Genomic DNA, 15,212 nt, shown 5'->3' on the forward strand with positions numbered 1-15,212 from the left:
CCTCCCTCCCGTCACATTGCCTGTTTTTCCTTCGTTCTGCAGGAATAGGCAAAACAAGGGCAGCATCATGCATTGCAGCATCCGGTGGACAGGAGAAGAATGTCAACCATTCCGAGCTTCCATCCACCAGACAGACCAAGGCCATGAACAACTTCATCCTGAACACCCCCACCAAGATCCTGTTCGGCAAGGGCCAGATCGCCAAGATCGCCAAGGAACTCCCGGCGGACGCCCGCATCCTCATCACCTATGGCGGCGGCAGCATCAAGCACAACGGCGTGCTGGCCCAGGTGCAGAAGGCTCTGGAAGGCCGTGCCGTGTTTGAGTTCGGCGGCATCGAGCCCAACCCGACCTACGAAACCCTGATGAAGGCGGTGGAGGTGGTCAAGGCCGAGAAGATTGACTTCCTGCTGGCCGTGGGCGGCGGCTCGGTGGCGGACGGCACCAAGTTCATCGCCGCCGCTGCGCGCTACACCGCCGCAACCGACCCCTGGGACATCCTGCTGACCAACGGCGCCAAGGTCGCTGCCGCCGTGCCGATGGCCGTGGTGCTGACCCTGCCGGCCACCGGTTCTGAATCCAACAGCGGCGCCGTCATCAGCCGCAAGGCCAGCGGCGACAAGCTCGCGTTCTTCAGCACCCACACCTATCCGGTGTTCGCGGTGCTGGACCCGGAAGTCACCTACAGCCTCCCGCCGCGGCAGGTCGCCAACGGCGTGGTGGATGCCTTTGTGCACACCGTCGAGCAATACCTCACCTACCCGGTGGACGCCAAGGTGCAGGACCGTTTCTCTGAAGGCCTGCTGCTGACCTTGATCGAAGAAGGCCCGCGCGCTCTGTCCGAGCCGACCAACTATGACGTGCGTGCCAATGTGATGTGGAGCGCCACCCAGGCCCTGAACGGCCTCATCGGCGCCGGTGTGCCGCAGGACTGGACCACCCACATGCTGGGCCATGAAATCACCGCCATGCATGGCCTCGACCATGCGCAGACGCTGGCCATCGTGCTGCCGTCGGTGCTGACCTACAAGAAGGAGCAAAAGCGCGCCAAGCTGCTGCAGTACGCCGAACGTGTGTGGAATCTGCGTGACGGCAGCGAAGACCAGCGGATCGACGGTGCCATCGCCGCCACCCGCGCCTTCTTCGAGAAGATGGGCGTCGGCACGCGTCTGTCGGCCTATGGCCTGGACGGCAGCACCATCCCCGCCATGGTCGCCAAGCTCAAGGAGCATGGCATGCTGACACTGGGCGAGCACCGCGACATCACGCCGGAAGACAGCCAGCGCATCCTGGAAGCCTCGCGCTGAATCCAGACCGGTCGCCCACATCATGAGCGTGACGCTGGAAGAGGCGGTCCGCCGCCGGATCATCGAGCAGGCGATCAGCTTCTCGACGGGGGCGTTCGCCAGCCCTTCTCCGGTGCCGGGGGTCAAGATCCTTTACACGGATCAGAGCCACCCGCGCACGCCGGTGCTCTATGAGCCGACGATCGTCATCGTGATGCAGGGCGCCAAGGTCGGCTATCTGGGGGACCGGACCTTCCGGTACGACGCCGAGCGCTACCTGCTGCTGACGGTTCCCCTGCCCTTTGAATGTGAAACCATCGCCAGCAAGGACGAGCCCTTTGTGGGCTTGTCCATTGGCGTGGACGCGACGCTGCTGCAGTCCGTGCTGTCGGACGTCGGGACGGAGCATGTGGACGGGCTCACCGAAGGGTCGGAGGCGTCCGGCATCAACGGCGCGGCCTATAACGAAGGCCTGCTATGCGCCATCGAGCGGCTGTTCGATGCCATGAAGGACCCGCGGGATGCAAGGTTCCTGGGCAAGCTGATCGTGCAGGAGATCCTCTACCACGTGCTGTTCGGCGAGAGCGGTGCGGCGCTGCATGCGCTGGTGCACCGGCACACGCAGTTCGGGCTGATCTCCAAGGTGATCAAGCACATCGAAGCGCACTATGCCGACACCTTCAACGTGGAGCAGCTGGCGAAGATGGTGAACATGAGTGTGTCCGCCTTCCATCACAACTTCAAGGCGGTGACCAACACCTCGCCGCTGCAATACATCAAGAGCTACAAGCTCCACCGCGCGCGGCTGATCATGCTGCAGGAAGGTGCGAAGGCCGGTGTGGCGGCCTCGCGGGTGGGATATGAAAGCGCCTCGCAGTTCAGTCGCGAGTTCAAGCGCTATTTCGGGGCCACCCCGGTGGACGAGGTGGCCCGGCTGCAACCGGCGGGACGCTGAAGCGCCAGCGTCCGCGTCCGATCACCAGCCCACGGTGATGAACATGCCGCGGGGCGACGGATGCTCCAGCAGCGTGCTCTGGCTGCGCACGTCGTCGTAGCAGAAGCCGTAGGCCAGGCCGTCGATGCTGTGGTCGTGCCAGAACTTCGAGTAGTAGTTGGCCGGGCCGGCGCCATAGTAGGTCGAGGCATTGCTCCACTGCGAAGGATCGACCCGCATCAGCAAGTGGCGATTGAAGGCCGCGGTGATCTGGGCCTGCACCACCTTCTCGTCGGAGCTGCCGCTGGCCAGTCGCCCGGAGCCTTCCAGGATTTCCTGGGTGGTCGGCTTGCCGCGGATGTAGAGGTTCTGCGGTCCGCCGTTCTTCGAGAAGACGAAGTCGTTGCCGATCACCCGGCCGCGGAAGGTGCCCGCTTCAGCGGTGAACACCAGATCGGTGGAGGCGTAATAGGCCCAGACCTGGTCCACATACGGGGCGAAGTAGTTGCCATAGGCCTGGCCGCGGTTGAACACCGACTTGGCGGGCGCCACGATGCGGTACGGCCGCTGCACCAGCCCCCGGAACTCCGGCTGGGCCAGGGCTTCGAAGTCGGCAAAGATCTTGGCACGGGACGCGTTCTCCCCCAAGGTACGGTCGTAGCCGTCACGGCCCAGCAGACGGGTCTTGAGCGGGAAGCCGAACTGGTCCACCCGAGTGGTGTTGCCGTGATAGCCCCATTGGTCCACGGTGAACTCGATCCATTCAAAGTTCACATCCTGGTTGGGGTCGGACGGGTTGTTCATGTCCGGACCGGCAAAGCCCAGACGGCCGTCGGCGGCCTGGTTGATCTTGATGTACATCGGCGAGCCGAGGCTGATGAACATGCGGCCCGAATCAATGCGCGGGATCGACACCCAGGGCATTTCATTGAGCTTGTAGAAGTAGTTCGAGTAGTTCTGACCATTCTTGGTCAGACGATTCGGTGCGTCATTGGCGGCCAGCGAAGCGGGCACCAGACGGCCGGTGTTGTCGACATAGGACAGCACCTTGGTGACGGGGTCATAGCCGATGATCGACCAATACACCTGCTGGTCCTGCCAGACGCCATTGGTGCCATTGACCAGCTTGAGTGTCATCACCCCATTGCCTTCCGGCAGATCGGTGCTGCTGGATTGACGGATGCGGAAGGACGAGACGATGTCGTTGAAGCTGCTGTTGCTGCCCAGGTTCGGCGCATCGGCCGAGAGGGTGACGGAGCGGCCGCCGTAGTTGATGTCGTCGAACAACTGCACGCTGTAGCCGCTGCGCACCTTCACCGACGAGACACGGTCGTTCCAGGCGGTGCCGACCCAGCTGCTGTCCGCATCCGCACAGAACGAAGCGCCCTGATAGTTGGCGTTTTCGTAGAAACAGGCGATGCCGGTGGGCGCAGGCGGTGTGGAGCCGCCGACGGTGGCGCTGAAGCGCGGCGTGTCGTACGCGGGGTTGCCGTTGTTGTAGGTGAAGAAGTAGCTCAGCGTCGTGCCGGCGGCCACATTGTTCACCTGCGTTTCGTACCGCGCATTGCCGGCGTTGTAGCCCATGCGCAGGTTCTGCTGGCCGCCGCCATTGACTTGATAGTGGACGTCCACCCAGGTCGTGTTGACGCTGGATTTGAACCAGATGACGGCGCTGCTGCCGCTGCTGGTGACGCCCTGGGTGTAATCGGCGGCAAGCGCCGGGGCCACAAAACCGGCCAGGGCCGCAATGGCTAGCAGCCATCGGGCCAACATGCTGGGAAAACTCGACATGGGGTTCCTCACTGGGTTGTTCCGGTTCAAGCACCGACAACCGCGCGATTCTGTGGAGCTTTGCGCCGCAGCGGTCACCAGCTTGAAACCAGTTGCATACCGATCAAGAAAGCGGTTTCATGATAGCGAGGGGGCCGCCCAGACGGTGCACCGCCCGGCGGGGCCGTTGAAGCCGCGAAAGAGGACAGAACAACTGGTTGCGAGTTGGCGGGCTTGGTGACGTGGCATGTCCCTGACGCCAAGGACAAACGACCTCTCGAGCCACCATTCATCGCGGCCGGCCGCCATTCGCCGCATGAGCCATTCCATCGACTACGCACGTGCTCAGACTGGCCCCTCCCCCGCATTCAACGAGGCTTCCCATGCGCGCCTGGATCCGTTCAAACCGTGGCTTCCTGCTGTTTCTTGCAGGCTTTCTCTTCTTCCGCACCGCCGTCGCCGACTGGAACCCCGTTCCTACCGGCTCCATGCGCCCGGCCATCCTGGAAGGCGACGTGGTGTGGGTGGAGCGGGTGGCGTATGACTGGAAGGTGCCGCTGACCAACTTCTCATTGCAGCGCGTCGCCGATCCGCAACGCGGCGATGTGGTCGTGTTCGATTCCCCGGCCGATGGCAGCCGGCTCATCAAGCGCATCGTCGGAGTACCGGGCGACCGGATCGAACTGCGCAACGATGTATTGATCGTCAATGGCGAGCGCGCCCGCTACAGCAACGCGACCGCTCTCGAGGAATGGGTCGCGCCTGGCGTACAGGTGCCGGCCATTCGCTCCACCGAATCGGTGCAGGGCCAGCAGCGGGTCGTGCAGCATCTGCCCGGGGTGGCCGCCCGGCGTGACCTCGCGCCCCTCACCTTGGGTCCGGACCAGTTCTTCATGATGGGAGACAACCGCGACAACAGCTTCGACTCACGCTTCCTCGGCCCGGTGGATCGCCGCCTCATCAACGGCCGCGCCAGGCGCATCCTCGTCTCGGCGGACCTGGCGGATCACTGGTTGCCCCGCTGGCATCGGATCGGCGCGCGGCTGGAGTGACGCCTTGACATGCCAGGAGCGAAGGTCCGCATTACCCACTACGTAGCACTACGTACCCCCGCTCACATCCTGCAAACATTCGTTGTCGGGACGAAACGCCCGACCGGTCCCTGCGGGACTTTGCGCATTCGTTCGCACGGAAAGGCGTGCCCTCGCCCACCGGATGCGAGGGTTTGAAGGCACAGTGATGACAATCACGGTTCCTGCACGCTTGACGCTGTTGATCATGACCTTTGCTGTAAACCGCCTCGCCCGCCGTCTCCTGGCTGCTGCCTGCCTGCTGGCAGCTCCGCTTGCCCATGCAGACATCGTTATTGGTCAGGTGGCTCCCTTCACCGGTCCGCAGGCGGTGACCGGCAAGGCGATGCGCGCCGGCGCCAAGCTGTGGCTGGACGAAGTCAATGCCAAAGGTGGCATCCGTGGTCAGAAGATCAAGATGGTCTACCGGGATGACGCACAGAAGCCGGAAGAGACCGTCCGTCTCGTCAAGGAAGTGATCGAGCAGGAGAACCCCGCCGCCCTCATCGGCACGGTCGGCACCTCCAACCTGGAAGCCCTGAAGCAGGACGGCATCCTGGAAAAGGCCAAGGTGTCGATGTTCGGCGCCGTGTCCGGCGCGACCAGCATCATCACCGCCCGCTACATGTACCCGGTGAAGGCCAGCTACCGTGAAGAGGTGGAACGCCTCTTCAAGCAACTGGCCGAAATGGGCCGTACCAAGGTTGGTGTGGTCTATCAGGACGACGGCCTGGGCCGCGATGCGCTGGCCGGTGCGCAGGCTTCGGCCAAGACCCATGGCCTCACCCTCGTGGCGCAGTCCGGCTACGCCCGCAACACGACCGAAGTGGGCGCCGCCGTCGGCGAGATGGTCAAGCAACAGCCGGACGTGATCTTCCTGGCCGCCACCACCGCCGCTGCCATCGAATTCACCAGCCGCTATCAGGCCGCCGGCGGTCATGCCGGTCTGTACGGCATGTCCATCATCGACATCCAGGCCCTGCTGGGCAAACTCGGCCCGGACCGGGCTCGTGGTTTCGCCTTCTCCCTGGTGCTGCCCACCGACGATCGTCAGGACCGCGAAGTGGTGCGTGAATACCAGCGCCTGCGTCAGAACTCCAAGGACAGCGAACTGTCCTCCCGGTCGCTGGAAGGCTTCATCGCTGCCCGCGCCATGACTCGTGCCATCGAACGCAGCGCCGCCCTGACGGCAGCCAGCATCTCCGACACGATGGACAAGGGCTTCGAGACCGACGTCGGCGGCCACCGCCTCACCTTCGGCAAGGGCCAGACGCCGTCGCGCTACGTCGACTTCGCCGTGCTCGGCAACGGTGGCCGTCTGGTTCGCTGATCTCCCCCCGCTTCCCTGCTCCGCCGCTGGCGCTCACGCACCAGCGGCGGTTTCACATCAGGGCTGGATTTCGAAGACCAGGATCTGATTACGGTCGGTCGCGGAGTCGGCCGTTGGGAAATTGTCGTCCGCCACCACCACCAGGCTGCGCTTGCCGTTGGCCAGCACCGGGCCAAAGGTGATGCCCTCCAGATTCGCAATGCCACCCAGCTGCGTCTTGAGCGTTTCAAAATCCAGCACCAGCCGCTTGGTGACGGGCACTGCGCCAGTCAGTGACGCCGACTCCAGCACATTGCTGGCATTGGCCACATCAATCTCGTACAGACGCACCTGATTGCCCACCACGCCCACCGAGAAGCTGCGCTCCAGCACCAGGAAGCGGGTGGCGGACAGCGCCAGGATTTCAGTCGGACCGTTGACGGTGAACTGCCCGGCGGGCGATGGCGCCGCCTGCACCTTGTCAATCGGATAGACAAACTGGGCATTGGCGACGCCGGACGCGCGATCAAAACGCGTGAGTCGCGAGAGGCTGCCGGTGGTGAGCGTCGGCGGTTCACCGTCCTGGAAAAGCGGGCCTTCCATCATCACCCAGGCCGACTGACCGTCGCGGGAGAAGCTCAGCCCTTCAAAGGTGAGGTTGCCACGCGGGCCGATATCCAGCGGATTCATCTGGAACATCGGCGGCAGGCTGTACTCGCGCACGTGAGTGCCCTGGGGCGTGATCTCACGGATGAAGGGGTTGATCACGCGGACCGGGCTGCTGGTCAGCGTCCGGTCGCCTTCGCTCAGCCACACCCAGTTGCCATTGACCGGGTCGATGCGCACCGATTCCGGATCGGCCACCTTGGCATCGGGCACTTTCGGATAGACCGATCCGTCCGGCTGCTTCATGTTCACCACGCCGGTGAAGCTCACTGAGCTGAACGCCGTGGCATCGAAGCTCAGCTTGGCGGTGTACAGGCGCGGGGCGCCCGGGGAATCGGTGGTGGTGCGGTCGTCGCTGATGAAGACATAGGTGTCGGTCTTGGCGTCATAGTCCACGCCGGAGAGACCGCCCACCACCGTACCAGCGTAGTCCAGCCGGCGGGGCAGCACCTGCTGGCCGATCAGGCGCAGGCTGGAGACGGTCACGTCAGGTGAACCAAACGGGTCCACCCCGTCCCCGCTGCCGCCGCAGGCGGTGAGCGCGGCGGCGGCCAGCAGACTGAGGACCAGGGATCGGGAAGTGGACAGACGGCAGAGAGTCATGGGATGAAGGCAACGAGGCAAAGTGTCATGATCGTTTCGCAACATTTCCTTGCAGTGACAAGGGGCGATGTCCCCATGCTCCGGCTCATGGGCTGATCCGTCAAGCGATGGGGGCATGAGACGCTTGCGCCTGCAGGGAGGTCGCTGGCGATCCACTCAACCCGTGCCGCGTACACCAGCGCAGCCACCGCCGCCGCTGGCGGCGCTGAATGACTTTCGGCCAGTCGCCCTCGCACACCGACCGTCACTGCGGCAGTCCCCGGGCGCCTGACGCCTGTAAGCTCGTCCCGACGTTTGCCCCTTCCCCTTCATGAACAAGCTGTTCCAAACCCTGCATGATTTTCTGCCCGACTGGGCATCGGACTGGCTGGACATCCTGGTGCCGCTCGCCGAGGTGGCACTCATCGGCCTGGGCGCCTGGCTGGTCATGCGCGTGGCCCACATGGCCGCCCGGCGCCTCACGAGCGCCTATTCGCTGCCGGTCAAGGTGGCCTCGCTCTTTTTGCGCGCGGTCGCCTCGGTGGTGTACGGCTGCGCCCTGCTGTGGGCGCTGGCGCGGCTCGGCGTTTCGGGCTCCGTGCTGTGGGGCGCTTTCACCGGCTTCGCCACGGTGGGTGCGGTCGCCTTCTTTGCGGCCTGGAGCGTGCTGTCCAACCTGTTCTGCGCCCTGCTGATCTACATCACCCGGGCCTTCCGGATCGGCGACGTGGTGGAACTGCTGGAGTCCGGCGACAAACCCGGCGTGAAAGGCCGTGTGGTCGAAATCAACCTTGTCTACACCACGCTGCTGGAAAGCGGCGATGTCGACAGCGGCACCAGCCTGCAACTGCCTAACAGCCTTTTCTTCCAACGCACGCTGCGCCGATGGCACGGGCCATCTGCCCACGAGGCGATTGCACCGGCGCCGCAGAACCGCGTCTGACCCCCAAAAGACAAACGCCCAACCTGACGGTCGGGCGTTGGGGGTGGGCCTTGGGATCGGCTCCTGGATGGGCTCCTGGATCGGCTCTGCGCCTCCTCACAGGGCAGCCACCTGAACGTCTTGGGCCGCGTCCGGCGTGCGGTGGCCGGTCACATAGACGGTGGGCAGCGTCTGCACCTCTTGCTGCGCCACCACCCGCTTGCCGGTGATGTAGACCGTTTCCAGCGTGATGACCGACGCAGCGCGTTCACGCTTGACTTCTGCATGCACCACGCCAGCCGCCAGGGCTGCGGTGGCGATGACGCCGAACAGAACAGCCTTGACGCTGGTGGTGACGTTGGCAGTGAAGGAAGTGGTGGTCATGGTGGGCTCCTGAGGGATGAGGCTTGCGCCGGAGGGGTTGAATCAGCAGTTGCTGTGTCGATGGAATGCAGTGTCTGCCTTGCCCCGACGCTCCGCCATGCCGCCGCGACCAACTCGCGCAGCGGCGGCGCGAGATGCATCCAGCGGCGATGAAATGCCCTCAAAAGCCCGGTCCGGAATCGACCTCGGGCCCCACACGCAGTCAGGCCTGGCCCGGACAGGGGCCTCAGCGCCGTTCCAGCTTCAGCGGTGCGCTCGTGACCTCCAGCTGGGCGCCGTCCGCGCCCTTGGCGTCGCGGTCATGGGTCTTGAGGATGCCCGTCAGCGAATTGCTTTCCAGCACGCCGGAGAACTCATACAGCTGCTTGCCGTCGGTCGCTCCGGGAGGTGCCACCACGAATGACAGCTCCTTGGTGCCCTTGCGGTATCGCACGTTGGCGATGGCCGAACCGGGCTTCTGGCAGTTGCCACCGTCCGCGGACAGAATGCCGGCCACGGTGGACGCGCGCGAGCCGGTGTACTCCCACAGGTCGATGCGGAAACCCTCGCAGTCCGCCGATGATGAAGTCGCCGAGGAATACGTGCCGAGCATCTTCCATTGCACGGGCAGCGTCTGCGCACTGGCGACTCCGGTGAGGCTGGCGCCAGCCAGCAGTGCCAGCGCCGCCGTCGCGCGGCGCATGCGGGAGGAGATCAAGGACGTCATGGCAAGGCCTCTTTCTTCTGAATCAATCGGGACCCCCGGATGGCAAACCGAGTGCCCGCACAGGCTCGGGCGGATGGCACCGGCCTCCCCCTGTCCAGCGCTCAGACGTCGGACGCGCGGATGTCAGGGGCTCGGACGCGAGCCGGCGCAGAAATGAAAAACGCCCGAACCTTGCGGTCGGGCGTTGAAGGGGGAGCGTGAAAGGAGGGATCGGGAGGAGGACTGATGGGGGGTAGCGGCAGTCCGGCCGTCAGGAAACGCCTCCTCACAGGCCGGCCACCTGCAGGTCTTGCGCGGTGTCCGGCGTACGGTGGCCCGTCACATACACGGTCGGCAGCGTTTGCACCTCTTGCTGAGCGACCACCCGCTTGCCGGTGATGTAGACCGTTTCCAGCGTGATGACCGAAGCAGCGCGCTCACGCTTGGCTTCGGCGTGCACCACGCCGCCCGCCAGGGCCGCGGTGGCGACGACGCCGAACAGAACAGCCTTGACGCTGGTGGTGACGTTGGCAGTAAAGGACGTGGTGTTCATGATGAGGCTCCTGAGGTGGATGGGCTTTCGCCGGAGGGGTTCAATCAGCTATCGCTGTGTCGATGGAATGCAGTGTCGGCGTCGCCCCATCGCGCCGCCATGCCGCCGCGACCAACCCTCGCGGCGGGGGCGCGAAATGCATCTGGCGGCGATGAAATGGAGCGGACCAGCGCCGACTTGGGCCGCCCCTCCGCCCCGCCCGCCCGCCGATCCGTGATTTGTCACCAAGGCGTGGGATCGGAACGGGCCAGCCATGCTGGAGGTGCGTGGCACAGTTCAGGGATCTTCCAATCCAGGCACCAGGGAGGTGATTCCATGACGGCTGCAACTGACGTTGCTGGCATGCGCGCCGGGCACGGCGCCGGACTGCTCCTGATCTTCACGGCGGCCCTGGCGGTCCCGCTGACCGGCCGGGCGGACGACGGCATCGCCACCGACCGGCCCGATTTCGTCGAATCGAGCGATACCGTCGGCAAAGGCCGCTTCCAGATCGAAACCAGCGTGGCTTTCGACCGGGACAAGACCCAGGGCGTCCGCAGCCGCACACGTTCGACCCCCACCCTGCTGCGCTGGGGTGCCTGGGACCACGTGGAGCTGCGTCTGGAGACCGACGGCGCCATCCGCTCCAAAGTGACCGCTGGCGGCCTCACCGACACGGTCAGCGGCTTTGCCGACACCTCCCTCGGCCTGAAGTGGCATGTGGCGGACGGCTCGGAAGACGGCAGCCGCCCCGGCATGGCCTGGCTGATCCACGTGGACGCCCCCTCCGGCTCGTCGGCGTTCAAGGGCGAAGGCTGGCGGCCGTCGGTTCGCTTCACCGCCGAATGGGACCTGCCCAGGGACCTGTCCGCAGGGGTCATGGCCGGTCTCTACCAGGAACGCAACAGCGACAACCACCGCTACGTCGGCGGCATCCTGGCGGCCACCCTGGGTGTGCCGCTCCGGGAGAACTGGCGGGCGTTTGTGGAAGTCGCCGGTCAGTCCCTGGCCTCCAACCGCAATGGCGGCAAGGTGGTCACCCTGGACACCGGACTCACCTGGCAGCTGACCCCCGACCTCCAAATGGATACCGCGGTCTTCCGCGGCCTCAGCAAGGCGGCGCCGGACTGGTCCTGGACCGTCGGGGTATCGGTTCGCTTCTGAAACCGATCCACAGGGCGCACAGGCGGCCCGATCGTTGATTCGGGTCAACCCTTCAGGGGTTGAAGCTGCTGCGATGCAGCATAAAGTGGGGGGGTCCTATCCCAATAAGAGGTCCTTTATGAGCTCCATCGCCATGTCGGTCTTTCTTGACTCCGAGCCCGGAGAACTGGTCGAACTGCCTCACGCGGGCACCGGCCTCGAGCATCCCCTGGTGTTCGACAGCGCCGCGCGGGAGATCCAGCACCTCGCCGCCGAGGGGCGTGCGCAGGTGATCCAGCAGACCGTGCGGCAGATGGGCAGTGAGACGCTCATTGAAGAGATCACGTTCAAGCGCCTGATTTGAGCGTTTTGAGGCTTTCCAGCATTTTTCGAACTCCTGAAGCAGGTTTTCCCAACCCCGGTTTTCGGGACACGGAATCCCCCGGCTGAGTGGTCGGGCAAAGCCGCCCGCGATTGATGGCGGTTCCCCGCCGGGGCTAGTATTGACTGCCCAAGTCCTGGGTAGAGGCCCTCTCCGAAGACCGTGCCGCAGCGGTCGCCCCACCAGGACCGATCCCTCGCTAACTCAGCCATTCCTGGCAGTCAGGAGCAGTCCATGCTTGAAGTGATTGGCGCGATTCTTGTGGGGGCCTTTGCCCTCACCTTCGGGGTCCTGAGCGTTGGCCCCATGATGCTGAAACCTGAAGACGTCTGACGTCCCCCCTCCGCTTGAACGCGCCTCAGGCCGTTCAAGCGCCTCATTCTCTCCACCGCCGCCTCCGGGCCCTCTGCCCGCTCTCTGCGCGTGCTCTGCGCGTTCTCTGGGCGGTTGACGGCGGTTCTGTGCCGGCGCGCTTCCCATGTCTCGCGCGCTGCCTTCCCCCAGTGCAGGAATGAAGCTTGCCATCCAGGCAAGCCATGAAACTCACCGTCCTCACCGTCAACCTCCACAAGGGATTCGGCTTCTTCAACCGTCGGTTCATCCTGCACGAGCTGCGTGAGGCGGTCCGGGCGGTGTCGGCGGATGTCGTCTTCCTCCAGGAAGTCCTGGGCGAGCATGAACTGCATGCCGCGCGGGTGCCGACTTGGCCCCAGACCCCCCACTACGAATTCCTGGCGGACAGCCTCTGGAGTGACTTTGCCTACGGCCGCAATGCCGTCTATCCGCAGGGTCACCATGGCAACGCGCTGCTCTCTAAATTCGCCATCACCCGCCATGTGAACCACGACGTCTCGGTCGATGGTCCGGAGCGCCGCGGCCTGTTGCATAGCGTGCTGCGCCTGGAGGATGGCCGCTCGCTGCATGCGATTTGCGTGCATCTGGGTCTGCGCGAATCCCATCGCCAGCATCAGGTGGAGCGGCTCTGTCAGCTGATCAACAGTCTGCCGATGGATGAACCCGTCATCGTGGCGGGAGACTTCAACGACTGGCGTCAGCGCGCTCACAAGATGCTCAGCCGCTGTGCCGGTCTGGCCGAGGTGTTTGTGAAGGCCTACGGCGCTGCGGCGCGCACCTTCCCGTCCCGCTGGCCGCTGCTGCCGCTGGACCGCATCTACGTGCGCGGGGCCTCGGTCCAGAACCCCATCGTGCTGCCGCGGCAGCCCTGGTCCCACCTCTCGGACCATGCCCCTCTTGCTGCGGAGATTCGTTTATGAGCCTGAGACGACCTGAATGGACCCAGGGCAACCACCTGGATCTGCTGGAAAACGGCGAGGAGTATTTCCCCGCCGTGTTTTCCGCCATCGAAGCGGCGCAGCGCGAGGTGCTGATCGAGACCTTCATTCTCTTTGAGGACAAGGTCGGCCTTGCCCTCAAGGACGTACTGGTGGCGGCGGCCCGCCGCGGGGTCGAGGTTCACATGACGGTGGACGGCTTCGGCTCCCCCACCCTGTCGCAGGGCTATGTCGGCGAACTGAACGACGCAGGGGTGAAGCTGCATGTCTTTGATCCGCCGCCCAAGCTGTCCCGCCGGCTCAAACCCTTCCGCCGCCTGCACCGCAAGATCGTCGTGGTCGACGGCCAGGTGGGGTTCATCGGCGGCATCAATTTTTCGGCGGACCATCTGCTGGACTTCGGACCCGAAGCGAAGCAGGACTATGCCGTCCGCATGCAAGGCCCGATCGTGGCCGACCTGCGCCGCGCCACCCGCAAGCTGATGGCGCCGGTGCTGCCCAGGCGTCGCTGGTGGCCCAGCCGCAAGGACGCCGATGCGGCCGACAGCCGTTTTCCCATGCCGCCGTTGCAGGGCGTGGCCAAGGGCATGATCGTGACCCGCGACAATCAACGCCATCGCGATGACATCGAGCGGATGTACCGCCTGGCGCTGCATGCCGCCAAGGATGAGGTGATCATCGCCAATGCTTATTTCTTCCCCGGGTACCGCCTGCTCAAGAGCATGCAACGGGCCGCGCAGCGCGGGGTGAAGGTCAACCTGATTCTGCAGGGGCAGCCCGACATTCCGGCGGCGCGCTTTGCGGCGCACATGGTCTACGACCTGCTGATGCAGTCCGGCGTACACATCTACGAATACTGTGAGCGGCCGATGCATGGCAAGGTCGCGCTGGTGGATGATGTCTGGGCCACCGTCGGCAGCAGCAACCTTGATCCACTGAGCCTCTCCCTGAATCTCGAGGCCAACCTGATCATCCAGGACGATGCCTTCAACACGGCGCTGCGCAACAAGCTCAACCGCCTGATGCGCGATGCCTGCGTCAAGCTGGAGCGCTCCCAGACCGCGGCCAACCGGTGGTGGTTCCGCCTGGGGGTCGGCGCGCTGATCTTCCATGTGATGCGCCACTTCCCCCGCTGGCTGGCGCGTCTGCCGGCGCGGCAGCAGGAGATCGTGCCCGCCGCGGAAACGCCGGTGGTGGTCAGCGCGTCCGAACATCCGTCCGCTCAGGCATGGCAATGGCAACAAGGCTTGAAGCGGCTGAGCCGCGAGCCGGCGGAGTGACGGCGCGGCGCCGTCCGGCCCTGGGCCGCTGGCTCGGTGCCGCCTTTGCGGCAGCGGTGCTGGCCTTGCTGGTATGGGCCGCACGCGCGGTGGATTGGGCGCAGGTGCGCAACGCGCTTCAACAGGTGCCGCCCGGCACGCTGCTGCTGGCGGCACTGCTGTGCGCGGTCAGCCACCTCATCTACAGCACCTACGACCTGGTCGGCAAACGCTGGACAGGCCACCCCGTGGCCCCCCGGCGGGTGATGCTCATCACCTTCATCAGTTACGCCTTCAACCTCAACCTGGGTTCTCTGGTGGGGGCTTTTGCGATCCGCCTGCGGCTGTACGCCCGCGAGGGTTTGCGACAGCCGGTGCCCACGCAGGTGCTGGCCCTGAGCCTGAGCACCAACTGGCTGGGATATGGCGTGCTCGCCGGCGGACTGTTTCTCGGCGGCTGGCTGGAACCTCCGCCGCAATGGCCGGTCAGCGGCACAGCACTGCAGGTGCTGGGCGGCATGATGTGGTTGATCGCCGGTGCTTACCTGGCACTGTGCCGGTGGGCGCCGCGGCGCGACTATGTGATCCGCGGCCATGAAATCGTGTTGCCTTCGATCCAGTTGGCCGGCCTGCAGCTGCTGGTCTCCGCAGCCAACTGGATGACCATCGGCCTGATCGTGCACGTGCTGCTGCAAGGCGCCGTGCCGTACGGGCACACGCTGGCGGTGCTGCTGGTGGCGGCGGTGGCGGGCGTGGTGGCACATGTGCCCGCCGGTCTGGGCGTGCTGGAAGCCGTGTTCGTCGCCCTGCTGGGGCCGACCCTGGGCGCACCGACGGTCCTGGCCGCCCTCATCGCCTACCGGGCGCTTTACTACCTGATGCCCCTGGTCATTGCCGCGGTGGCCTACTTCACGCTGGAGGCGCGCAGCAGGCGATAGGACGGGAGACTGGTGACTGCAGATGAACGATTGGCGATTGGCGATTGGCGATCGTCGA

15 protein-coding genes are annotated in these 15,212 nt (G+C 65.0%); 10 read left to right on the top strand and 5 right to left on the bottom strand.

The annotated features are described in order from the left end of the window. Positions 1 to 143: 143 nt before the first annotated feature. Positions 144 to 1,307, top strand: coding sequence for an alcohol dehydrogenase (gene yqhD, locus FHS28_RS05005; RefSeq protein WP_088448810.1), 1,164 nt, complete (start codon positions 144 to 146; stop codon positions 1,305 to 1,307). Positions 1,308 to 1,329: 22 nt separating this feature from the next. Beyond that, positions 1,330 to 2,241 (top strand): AraC family transcriptional regulator, encoded by a 912-nt coding sequence (locus FHS28_RS05010; RefSeq protein ID WP_088448809.1) that lies wholly within the window; start codon positions 1,330 to 1,332, stop codon positions 2,239 to 2,241. Positions 2,242 to 2,262: 21 nt separating this feature from the next. Here the strand turns inward: FHS28_RS05010 and FHS28_RS05015 are convergent, their stop codons facing one another. Next, positions 2,263 to 3,993: a beta-1,3-glucanase family protein gene (locus FHS28_RS05015; RefSeq protein ID WP_221193707.1), complete on the bottom strand. Its 1,731-nt coding sequence runs from the start codon at positions 3,991 to 3,993 to the stop codon at positions 2,263 to 2,265. A gap of 380 nt (positions 3,994 to 4,373) precedes the next feature. On the opposite strand from FHS28_RS05015, the gene lepB reads away from it, so the two are divergent. Further along, positions 4,374 to 5,042: a signal peptidase I gene (lepB, locus tag FHS28_RS05020; protein WP_088448807.1), complete on the top strand. Its 669-nt coding sequence runs from the start codon at positions 4,374 to 4,376 to the stop codon at positions 5,040 to 5,042. Positions 5,043 to 5,268: 226 nt separating this feature from the next. Further along, complete coding sequence (locus FHS28_RS05025; protein WP_088449685.1) at positions 5,269 to 6,390, top strand: ABC transporter substrate-binding protein; 1,122 nt, start codon at positions 5,269 to 5,271, stop codon at positions 6,388 to 6,390. Positions 6,391 to 6,447: 57 nt separating this feature from the next. On the opposite strand, the gene FHS28_RS05030 is transcribed toward FHS28_RS05025, so the two are convergent. Next, the gene (locus tag FHS28_RS05030) at positions 6,448 to 7,638 is read right to left on the bottom strand and encodes an esterase-like activity of phytase family protein (RefSeq protein ID WP_184294169.1); all 1,191 of its coding nucleotides are present in this window, start codon (positions 7,636 to 7,638) and stop codon (positions 6,448 to 6,450) included. A 310-nt stretch (positions 7,639 to 7,948) separates the two neighbouring features. Between FHS28_RS05030 and FHS28_RS05035 the strand changes: the two genes are divergently transcribed. Further along, positions 7,949 to 8,560 (top strand): mechanosensitive ion channel family protein, encoded by a 612-nt coding sequence (locus tag FHS28_RS05035; RefSeq protein WP_088448805.1) that lies wholly within the window; start codon positions 7,949 to 7,951, stop codon positions 8,558 to 8,560. Between the two features lie 96 nt (positions 8,561 to 8,656). On the opposite strand, the gene FHS28_RS05040 is transcribed toward FHS28_RS05035, so the two are convergent. From FHS28_RS05040 to FHS28_RS05050, 3 genes are all read right to left on the bottom strand, one after another. Beyond that, positions 8,657 to 8,923: a hypothetical protein gene (locus FHS28_RS05040; protein ID WP_088448804.1), complete on the bottom strand. Its 267-nt coding sequence runs from the start codon at positions 8,921 to 8,923 to the stop codon at positions 8,657 to 8,659. Between the two features lie 226 nt (positions 8,924 to 9,149). Further along, positions 9,150 to 9,629, bottom strand: a complete 480-nt coding sequence (locus tag FHS28_RS05045; RefSeq protein WP_088448803.1) for a hypothetical protein — start codon at positions 9,627 to 9,629, stop codon at positions 9,150 to 9,152. A 265-nt stretch (positions 9,630 to 9,894) separates the two neighbouring features. Continuing rightward, positions 9,895 to 10,161, bottom strand: a complete 267-nt coding sequence (locus tag FHS28_RS05050; RefSeq protein WP_088448802.1) for a hypothetical protein — start codon at positions 10,159 to 10,161, stop codon at positions 9,895 to 9,897. A 315-nt stretch (positions 10,162 to 10,476) separates the two neighbouring features. Between FHS28_RS05050 and FHS28_RS05055 the strand changes: the two genes are divergently transcribed. The 5 genes from FHS28_RS05055 (at position 10,477) to FHS28_RS05075 (ending at position 15,154) form a co-directional block, all read left to right on the top strand. Then, positions 10,477 to 11,304 (top strand): transporter, encoded by an 828-nt coding sequence (locus FHS28_RS05055; protein ID WP_246409498.1) that lies wholly within the window; start codon positions 10,477 to 10,479, stop codon positions 11,302 to 11,304. Positions 11,305 to 11,422: 118 nt separating this feature from the next. Next, on the top strand, positions 11,423 to 11,647 hold the full coding sequence (locus tag FHS28_RS05060; protein ID WP_184294171.1) for a hypothetical protein: 225 nt from the start codon (positions 11,423 to 11,425) through the stop codon (positions 11,645 to 11,647). Positions 11,648 to 12,201: 554 nt separating this feature from the next. Then, a complete protein-coding gene (locus tag FHS28_RS05065; RefSeq protein WP_088448799.1) occupies positions 12,202 to 12,939 on the top strand; it encodes an endonuclease/exonuclease/phosphatase family protein in 738 nt (245 codons plus the stop codon). Continuing rightward, the gene (gene clsB, locus FHS28_RS05070) at positions 12,936 to 14,237 is read left to right on the top strand and encodes a cardiolipin synthase ClsB (RefSeq protein WP_088448798.1); all 1,302 of its coding nucleotides are present in this window, start codon (positions 12,936 to 12,938) and stop codon (positions 14,235 to 14,237) included. The genes FHS28_RS05065 and clsB overlap by 4 nt, the downstream gene beginning before the upstream one ends. Further along, the gene (locus FHS28_RS05075; RefSeq protein ID WP_088448797.1) at positions 14,192 to 15,154 is read left to right on the top strand and encodes a lysylphosphatidylglycerol synthase domain-containing protein; all 963 of its coding nucleotides are present in this window, start codon (positions 14,192 to 14,194) and stop codon (positions 15,152 to 15,154) included. Before clsB ends, FHS28_RS05075 begins: the two co-directional genes overlap by 46 nt. Positions 15,155 to 15,212: the final 58 nt, after the last annotated feature.

The organism is Roseateles terrae (genome assembly GCF_014192155.1).
GTDB lineage: Bacteria > Pseudomonadota > Gammaproteobacteria > Burkholderiales > Burkholderiaceae_C > Roseateles > Roseateles terrae.